General features: G+C 61.2%; 1 protein-coding gene. It reads left to right on the top strand.

All coding sequences use genetic code 11. From position 1 onward, the window contains the following. The coding region (locus tag QJT78_RS53480; protein ID WP_281461035.1) for a transposase at positions 1–209 on the top strand (209 nt) is incomplete at both ends.

Raw genomic sequence — 209 nt, 5'->3', positions numbered from 1 at the left:
CCATTTGCGGGATGAAGGGGCCCCCGGTCGTCCGGGTTATCCGGTGCTGGTGCTGTTTCGTGCTGTGTTGCTGCAGTCGCTCTATGGTCTTTCAGAACGCGAGCTCGAGGAGGCGCTGGGTGACCGGTTGTCGTTCAAGCGCTTCGTCGGTCTGAGCCTCGAAGATACGACGCCCGATCACACGGTTCTGAACCGCTTCCGGAACCAGC

It is taken from the genome of Bradyrhizobium sp. Mp27 (genome assembly GCF_029953005.1).
Lineage (GTDB): Bacteria > Pseudomonadota > Alphaproteobacteria > Rhizobiales > Xanthobacteraceae > Bradyrhizobium > Bradyrhizobium barranii.
This window is presented reverse-complemented; position numbering and strand designations above follow the sequence as displayed.